At 32.7% G+C, this 1,794-nt stretch carries 2 protein-coding genes; one reads left to right on the top strand and one right to left on the bottom strand.

Going from position 1 to position 1,794, the window contains the following annotated elements; translation table 11 throughout:
* On the bottom strand, positions 1-115 hold a 115-nt coding region (locus tag FAY47_RS21305), incomplete at its 3' end, for a hypothetical protein (protein WP_143318648.1).
* A gap of 486 nt (positions 116-601) precedes the next feature.
* Here FAY47_RS21305 and FAY47_RS19815 point away from each other — a divergent pair.
* Positions 602-1,657 carry an NAD(P)-dependent alcohol dehydrogenase gene (locus FAY47_RS19815; RefSeq protein ID WP_143318647.1) on the top strand — a complete coding sequence of 352 codons (1,056 nt, stop codon included), beginning with the start codon at positions 602-604 and terminating at the stop codon, positions 1,655-1,657.
* The last annotated feature ends 137 nt before the right edge of the window (positions 1,658-1,794 follow it).

Genomic DNA, 1,794 nt, shown 5'->3' with positions numbered 1-1,794 from the left:
CTGCTCTACCTATAGTTCCATCATCTAAATAAACCTCAACTTCAACTGTTGGAAAACATCTAGAATCTAATATTTGTCTTCCTACTATATCAACAATTTCAACATATTTTTTCATAAGATCACTCCTTGCTTTTTATAATTTGTTAAAAAAAGATCTATACAGAATGTATAGATCTTTTTTCTGTATATTCTAGATACAATTGTGAAAAGAAATTAATATATAGAATATGATGTATTAACTTAATTATTATGCATAAATGTGCGAATATGCATTGAGGTGTTTTTTGACTTCTAAATCACAATTATAAATACAATGTTATTGATAATCATTATCAACTTTGATTATATTTTAACTGCTTTGCTATCACTTGTCAATTATTTTTTATCTTGAAATTAAAAATATATGAGATAACTCATAGGTAAGGAGTAAGAGATTTAATTTTAAAAATTGTGCATTTATAATTCATTATTGAATTATTTAAGCATATTCATACTAATGTAGTGATGTAATTATATTGAGTTATCTATGGAGAAAAATATATAATACCATTGCTACATTACAAATATATTGTGAATTAAAATTATTATGGAGATGATATTTATGAAGGGTTTTGCAATGTTAGGTGTTAATAAGGTAGGATGGATAGAAAAGGAGAAGCCCATTGCAGGGGCATATGATGCAATTGTACGCCCATTAGCTGTATCACCATGTACATCAGATATACACACTGTTTTTGAAGGCGCTTTAGGGGAAAGAAAAAACATGATTCTGGGACATGAGGCTGTAGGTGAAATTGTTGAAATTGGAAGTGAAGTTAAGGAATTTAAAGTGGGAGACAGAGTTATTGTACCTTGTACAACTCCAGATTGGAGATCATTAGAGGTCCAAGCTGGTTTTCAACAACATTCAAATGGTATGCTTGCAGGATGGAAGTTTTCAAATTTTAAAGATGGAGTATTTGCAGAATATTTTCATGTAAATGATGCAGATATGAATCTTGCAATTTTGCCAAAAGAGATATCAGTAGAAAATGCAGTTATGATAACAGATATGATGACAACAGGTTTTCATGGGGCTGAACTTGCAGAAATACAGATGGGATCAAGTGTTGTAGTTATTGGAATTGGTGCAGTTGGACTAATGGCTATAGCAGGAGCTAAATTGCGTGGAGCAGGTAGAATAATAGGTGTAGGAAGTAGACCTGTGTGTGTTGAAACAGCTAAGTTTTATGGTGCCACAGATATTGTGAACTATAAAGATGGAGATATAGTTAAACAAATTATGAATTTGACAGACAATAAGGGTGTTGACCGTGTAATCATGGCTGGCGGTGGTGCAGAAACTTTAGCACAGGCAGTATCTATGGTTAAACCTGGTGGAATAATTTCAAATATCAATTATCATGGAAATGGTGAAACTTTGCCAATACCTCGTGTTGAATGGGGATGCGGAATGGCACATAAGACTATAAGAGGAGGATTATGTCCAGGAGGACGACTTAGAGCAGAAATGCTAAGGGACATGGTAGTGTATAATAGAGTTGATTTAAGTAAGTTAGTTACTCATGTATATCATGGTTTTGAACATATAGAAGAAGCTCTTTTACTTATGAAGAATAAGCCAAAAGATTTGATTAAAGCAGTAGTTATATTATAGAAGATTTCGCTTTAAGTAGAAAAACTAGTACTATATGTACTAGTTTTTCTACTTATGTGTGCCCAGCATGGACACGTACTAGTCGGTGAAAGTCCGATATGGGGGTTGATAGTGCCAACCATTAGCTTAAGACAAGG

The organism is Clostridium sp. HBUAS56017, from assembly GCF_007115085.1.
GTDB classification, from domain to species: domain Bacteria; phylum Bacillota; class Clostridia; order Clostridiales; family Clostridiaceae; genus Clostridium; species Clostridium cibarium.
This window is presented reverse-complemented; position numbering and strand designations above follow the sequence as displayed.

Bases quoted from the DNA above. Each gene is read 5' to 3' on its own strand.
- FAY47_RS19815 (WP_143318647.1), top strand. From the start codon at position 602: ATGAAGGGTTTTGCAATGTTAGGTGTTAATAAGGTAGGATGGATAGAA.